The organism is Nocardia sp. JMUB6875, from assembly GCF_041154655.1.
Taxonomy (GTDB): Bacteria; Actinomycetota; Actinomycetes; order Mycobacteriales; family Mycobacteriaceae; genus Nocardia.
In genome coordinates, this window is record NZ_BAAFGR010000286.1 from 1 (window position 1) to 6,148 (window position 6,148).

Annotated in this window: 5 protein-coding genes and 1 tRNA gene; 2 read left to right on the plus strand and 4 right to left on the minus strand. The window is 67.0% G+C overall.

Annotation, left to right across the window (positions count from 1 at the left end):
• From ettA to ACAM49_RS38055, 4 genes are all read right to left on the minus strand, one after another.
• On the minus strand, positions 1 to 1,654 hold a 1,654-nt coding region (gene ettA, locus ACAM49_RS38040), incomplete at its 3' end, for an energy-dependent translational throttle protein EttA (RefSeq protein WP_369640375.1).
• A gap of 10 nt (positions 1,655 to 1,664) precedes the next feature.
• Positions 1,665 to 2,114, minus strand: coding sequence for a single-stranded DNA-binding protein (locus ACAM49_RS38045; protein WP_369640376.1), 450 nt, complete (start codon positions 2,112 to 2,114; stop codon positions 1,665 to 1,667).
• Between the two features lie 162 nt (positions 2,115 to 2,276).
• Entirely contained in the window at positions 2,277 to 3,221 is a 945-nt protein-coding gene (locus ACAM49_RS38050; RefSeq protein ID WP_369640379.1) for a threonine/serine dehydratase, read from the minus strand.
• Positions 3,222 to 3,232: 11 nt separating this feature from the next.
• The gene (locus ACAM49_RS38055; RefSeq protein WP_369640377.1) at positions 3,233 to 5,272 is read right to left on the minus strand and encodes a cytochrome c oxidase assembly protein; all 2,040 of its coding nucleotides are present in this window, start codon (positions 5,270 to 5,272) and stop codon (positions 3,233 to 3,235) included.
• Positions 5,273 to 5,475: 203 nt separating this feature from the next.
• Here ACAM49_RS38055 and ACAM49_RS38060 point away from each other — a divergent pair.
• Both ACAM49_RS38060 and ACAM49_RS38065 read left to right on the plus strand, forming a co-directional pair.
• Positions 5,476 to 5,549: transfer RNA gene (locus ACAM49_RS38060), tRNA-Arg, on the plus strand.
• Positions 5,550 to 5,748: 199 nt separating this feature from the next.
• Positions 5,749 to 6,048, plus strand: a complete 300-nt coding sequence (locus ACAM49_RS38065; protein ID WP_369640378.1) for a hypothetical protein — start codon at positions 5,749 to 5,751, stop codon at positions 6,046 to 6,048.
• Positions 6,049 to 6,148 lie beyond the last annotated feature (100 nt).

The following is a 6,148-nucleotide window of genomic DNA, read 5'->3' on the forward strand; positions in this document are numbered from 1 at the left end:
GGGTGACGCGGTGGGGGCGGGCGGCTTCGGGGCCGAGGCGCTCGATCTTGTTGGCCTCGTAGGCCTCGAAGTTGCCTTCGAACCAGAACCAGGAGGCCGGGTTGTCGTCGGTGCCCTCCCACGCCAGGATGTGGGTGCAGGTGCGGTCGAGGAACCAGCGGTCGTGGGAGATCACGACCGAGCAGCCGGCGAAGTTCTCGAGCGCGTTCTCGAGCGAGCTCAGGGTTTCGACGTCGAGGTCGTTGGTGGGCTCATCGAGCAGGATCAGGTTGCCGCCCTGCTTGAGGGTCAGCGCCAGGTTCAGGCGGTTGCGCTCACCACCGGAGAGCACACCGGCCGGCTTCTGCTGATCCGGACCCTTGAAGCCGAACGCCGAAACGTAAGCGCGGGAAGGCATTTCCACCTGGCCGACCTGGATGTGATCCAGCCCGTCGGAAACCACCTGCCACACCGTCTTGTTCGGGTCGATGCCGCCGCGGTTCTGGTCGACGTAGCTCAGCTTGACCGTGTCACCGACGCGCACATTGCCGCTGTCCGCCTGCTCGAGACCGACGATGGTCTTGAACAGCGTCGACTTACCGACACCGTTCGGGCCGATGACGCCGACAATGCCGTTGCGCGGCAGCGTGAACGACAGATCCTTGATGAGCTGCCGGTCGCCGAAGCCCTTGTCCAGGTGCTCGACCTCGACGACCACATTGCCCAGGCGCGGACCCGCCGGGATCTGGATCTCCTCGAAGTCCAACTTGCGCATCTTCTCGGCCTCGGCGGCCATTTCCTCGTAGCGGCCCAGACGCGCCTTGTTCTTGGCCTGCCGCGCCTTGGCGCCGGAGCGGACCCACGCCAGCTCCTCCTTCAGGCGCTTCTGCAGCTTCTGGTCCTTCTTGCCCTGCACCTCGAGGCGCTCGGCCTTCTTCTCCAGGTAGGTGGAGTAGTTGCCCTCGTAGGGGTAGGTGCGGCCGCGGTCGAGCTCGAGGATCCACTGCGCGACATTGTCGAGGAAGTACCGGTCGTGGGTGACGGCGAGCACGGCGCCCTGGTAGGAGGCGAGGAACTGCTCGAGCCACAGCACCGACTCGGCGTCGAGGTGGTTGGTGGGCTCGTCGAGCAGCAGCAGGTCGGGCTTGCTCAGCAGCAGCTTGCACAGCGCGACGCGGCGGCGCTCACCACCGGAGAGGTTGGTGACCGGCTCGTCCGGCGGCGGGCAGCGCAGCGCGTCCATGGCCTGCTCGAGCTGGGAGTCGATGTCCCACGCGTCGGCGTGGTCCAGGTCCTCCTGGAGCTTGCCCATCTCTTCCATGAGCTCGTCGGAGTAGTCGGTGGCCATCAACTCGGCGATCTCGTTGAAGCGGTCCAGCTTCACCTTGATCTCGCCGAGGCCCTCCTCGACGTTGCCGCGAACGGTCTTCTCCTCGTTCAGCGGCGGCTCCTGCTGCAGGATGCCGACCGTCGCACCGGGCGCGAGCCAGGCATCACCGTTGTTCGGCTGGTCCAGTCCCGCCATGATCTTCAGCACACTGGACTTACCCGCGCCGTTCGGGCCGACGACACCGATCTTCGCGCCGGGAAGGAAGTTCAAGGTCACATTGTCGAGCACGACCTTGTCGCCATGCGCCTTTCGCACCTTCACCATCTGGTAAATGAACTCAGCCATATGGGCAAGCCTAACTGTGTGTAGTAGCGGGTTCTCCGGCAGTGTCCGCATCCGCGGGCAGCCGTTCTACGGGGTCGGTCCGGTCGGATCGAGCGAAGGTTTTGCGCGCCACCGGGGCGGTGCAACGACCCAGGTCGGGACCCAGTGCCAGGGCCCGCATCTCGAGGTCGGTGCGCTCCGCGCCGTCTCGGGTGGTGTACTCGTTCGAGCGCAGCTGCCCGTACGCGATGATCGGATCACCTCGCTGCAGCGATGCTTCGACACCTTCGATGATCCCCCGTCGCCAACAGCTTACGGTGAGATAGAGGGTGCCACCGTCCACCCAGTCACCGGCGCCCTGATCGTAGCGGCGGGCGGTGCTGGCCAGCCGGAAACTCAGGACGTGTTCGCCGTTCTGCAGCACCCGGGTCACCGGATGGGTGACGATCCGGCCGATCACCGCGGTATTCGCCTCGTACATTCCACTCCCCCTTGCCGATTCGAGCCTGTGCGTTCGGACAGGTTCAAGCTTGGCTCGGAGGCAAGCGCGGGGACAGCGGATTTTCGGCGAGTGTGGACAACACGCGGCCTGTGGAAAACCACGGCGGCGCGAAGCCCGTGCTACAGCGTGGCGAGGTCGGCGCTATAGCGTCGCGAGGTCGGTATTGGCCCCGCACAACACGATTACCGGCCGCTCCCCCGCCGCGGGCACGTACGCGCCGCTCTGGATCGCCGCCACCGCCGTCGCCCCGGCCGGCTCCACCACGATGCGGAACTCGCGCCACAGATACTCCCGCGCCATCACGATCGCGTCATCGCTGACCAGGATGGACCGCACCCCGTACCGCTTGGCCACCTCCATGGCGATATCGCCGATCCGGTTCGCGCCCAGGGCATCCGAGGCCACGCTGGAAACGTCCACATCCACCGGATGCCCCGCCGCCAGCGCCGCGTGCAAGGTCGGCGCGCCCTGCGGCTCGACGCCGATCACGCGCCCGCGCAGCCCCAGCGCCACCGCGACCCCGGCGACCAGCCCGCCGCCGCCGACCGCGACCAGCACCGGCGGCCGCCCACGCACCTGCTCCTCGATCTCGAGCCCCACGACCCCGGCGCCGGTCACTATCTCGGGCAGGTCGTAAGCGTGCAACGGCATGGCCCCGCGTTCCGCCGCCAGCTGCGACGCGTATTTGTGCGCCTCGGCGTAAGTCGTTCCGTGCCACAGCACTTCGGCCCCGTGCGACCACATGGCCGCCACCTTGGTGTGCGAGGCCGATTCGGGAACCACCACGGTGCACGACATTCCGCGCAACGCGCTGGCCAGCGCCGCCGCGATCCCGGCATTTCCGGCCGAGGCCAGCACCACGCCGGTCTTGTCGCCGCGCGCCTGCAGCAGCGCGTTGAGGCAGCCGCGCACCTTGAACGTCCCGCCGTGCTGCAGGTGTTCGAGCTTCAGCGTCACCGGGACCGGCCCGCGCGGGCCGAGGATGTCGGTGTGGAAGACGGGCGTCTTGCGGGTGTGCCCGCGCAGCAGGCGGCGGGCCTGGCGCACGTCGGATCGGTAGAGCCGCTTGACTTTCCGGGTCGCCATGGCGACGTCGTTCACTTGCGTACCTCTCCGTCCCGCCGGGCGAGTTCGGCGAACATGGCGTTGTACGCGGTCAAGTCCGCGTCATCGTCACGCTCGGCCTTGCGATCGAGCCGATTGGCCAGGCGGGTGTCACTGCGCGACCACTGAATGAGCAATGCGAGCATCACCACCACGAGCGGTATTTCACCGCTCGCCCACGCGAGGCTACCGCCGGTGTGCTGATCGGCGAGCAGATCGTGGTTCCAGGACAGGCCGAGACTGCGGTAGAACCAACCGCCCAGCACGGTATCCATGCTCATCAGGGCGATGCCGAAGAAGGCGTGGAAGGGCAGCGAACCGAAGACCATGCCCAGCTTGGTGAGCGGCTCCACCGGGCGCGGCTTGGGGTCGATGCCGATCACGACCCAGTAGAAGAGGTAGCCGCTGACCAGGAAGTGCACATTCATGAAGATGTGCGCGCCGTGCGTGCCGACGAACTTGTCGAAGATGCCGCCCAGGTACAGCGCGTAGAAACCGGCCACGAAGAACACCGCGGCGATCACCGGCTGAGTCATGAAGCGCGACACCGGGTTGTGCACGGCCGCCAGGATCCATTCGCGCGGTCCGGGCGGTGCGTCCCGACCGGCCGGTTGAATTGCCCGCAGCGCCAGCAACACCGGACCGCCCAGCGCGAACAGGATCGGCGCGAGCATCGACAACAGCATGTGCTGCGCCATGTGCACGCTGAACATGGCCGGGGCATACCGCCCGACACCGGAGCTGGTGGCGATCAGCAGCGTCGCGCAGCCCGCCATCCAGGAAATGGTCCGCCCCACCGGCCACGAGTCGCCGCGCTTGCGCAGCCGCCACACACCACGCAGATAAACCACGGCCAGCACGATGGCGAGCGTGCCGAAGATCAGATCGAAGCGCCAGTCGAACGCCAAGCGCGCGACGGTCGGCGGACCGGCCAGGTTGTAGCCGATCTCGACCTCGGTCGGGGTGGGCACGGTGCGCAGATCCGGCGGCGGGGTCCGGCCCAGGCCGACCGCGAGTCCGACGGTCGCGGCGAAGACCAGCGCCTCGACGCCCGCGAACCGAATGAGTGCGCCGCGATCCTGCGGATCCTTCTCGAGATCGGGAATCGCGCGCTGCCGCTGCATGAATCCGATGAGGCCGAGAATGATCAGCGCCCCGGCCTTGGCGAGCACGAGTTTGCCGTAGGTGGTGTCGAACAGGTCAGACCACTGGACCCGCACATAGGCGTTGATCACACCGCTGGCGGCGATCACCACGAATGAGACGGTCGCCACCTTCGAGAACCGGCGCACGGCCAGCGCGGTGTATTTGCCGTCCCGCAGCGCGTACGCGAGCACCGCGAACAGCCCGCCCACCCAGAAGCAGGCCGAAACCAGGTGCAGGATCAGGCTGTTGGTGGCCAGGTCATGCGCACCGCCCGACGAGGAGTGCCCGGTCAGCGCGACCGGGAACAGCGACAGCACCGCCAGCCACAGCAGCACCGGCGTCCAACCCCAGCGCAGCGCCACCCGGCACCCGATGGCCAGCACCACCACCATGAACACGGTGAACCGCCATGACCCGGCCACATCGACCTTGTCCGCGGCCCGCCACACCTGCTCGGGCCGCAGCGAATCCTGCAGCGGTTGCCCGGTGGTGTCCGAGAGCGTCAGCGGCACCAGCAAAGCCGCCGCGCCCGCCCAGACCAGCGCCGCGTTCCCGGCCCGCCGCAGCGCCCGATACCCGCCGACATCCAGCACCCCGCTGCCCTGCGGCGGCACGAAGAACGCCGCGAACAACAGCGACCCGACGGTCAGCGCCGCCGCGAAATCCGCGACCGCCCGCACCGCCGGCAACCCGTAGGTGGTCAACGGTCCCGGATCCGGAATCCCCAGCAGCGTCAGCGCCTGCGACGCCGACAACGCCACGACCAGCGCCGCCACCAGCGCGGCAGCCGCCGCACCCAGCGCCGTCATCGCCGCGAACGTCACCCCCGACCCCGACCGACTGATCGAAACGTCCGTTCCTGCGGGCGGGTCCTGCGCTGACGACATGCGCCCAGCGTAGTTCGAAGCACCCATCCGGACTCCCCCAGGGTTTCCGGTCCTCCGGTCCGCCAACCCCGCCCGACGCGCCGAACAGTTGCTACACGACCACCCTTCCCTGATCTGGACGCTCGCTATACTTAACGCGCTGGACACCGAGATCGATTTGGGTCAAGGTGTTTGGTGCCCGCATCACCGCCGATGCCCGCACTGCCTCCGTAGCTCAGTTGGATAGAGCAAGGGCCTTCTAATCCCTAGGTCGCAGGTTCGATTCCTGCCGGGGGCGCTTTTGATGAGTGACCTGCGCGAACGTCGCCAGGTTCACTCATACCCATACCCAACCGCTCTCAAACAGCTAGGGATTTTGTCCACCGGCGGCACGTGATCGAGCACCGCCTGCTGTGCGAGAGCTGTTGCGGGCCTTCGCAGCCGGCCAACCAGGTCAAGGCACACTCGTAACGAACACTGTCGCGAGGAGGGTTCGGGTGAGTTCATCACAATCGCATCCACGTGGATATGTCGAATCGTTGGCCACGAAGATGGACCGAGCAGCCGACGCATTGAGCAATGGCCGTTCATCTCTCCGGTCCGAAGGCATCTATGTCGATGTTTACGCCAACGGCCATGTCCGGGCCGTCGTCATTGACGACACGGTCGCTCCACGAGGTGCACAACTCGGTTCGCTGATCGCCGATCTGATCAACAAGGCCCGCGAGCAAGCGCAGGCGGAGGTCGAAGGCGTCGTACGAGAAATTCAGGCCGACCCACGCATCACGGCTAGTTAGAGACTGGTGTCAGGATCGGATCCCGGCCAGGATCAGGTCCAGGTGCCCGGTGGGGTGCCCCTCTCGCGGCTGCCCACCGTCGGTATTGGTGTGGCTCTCT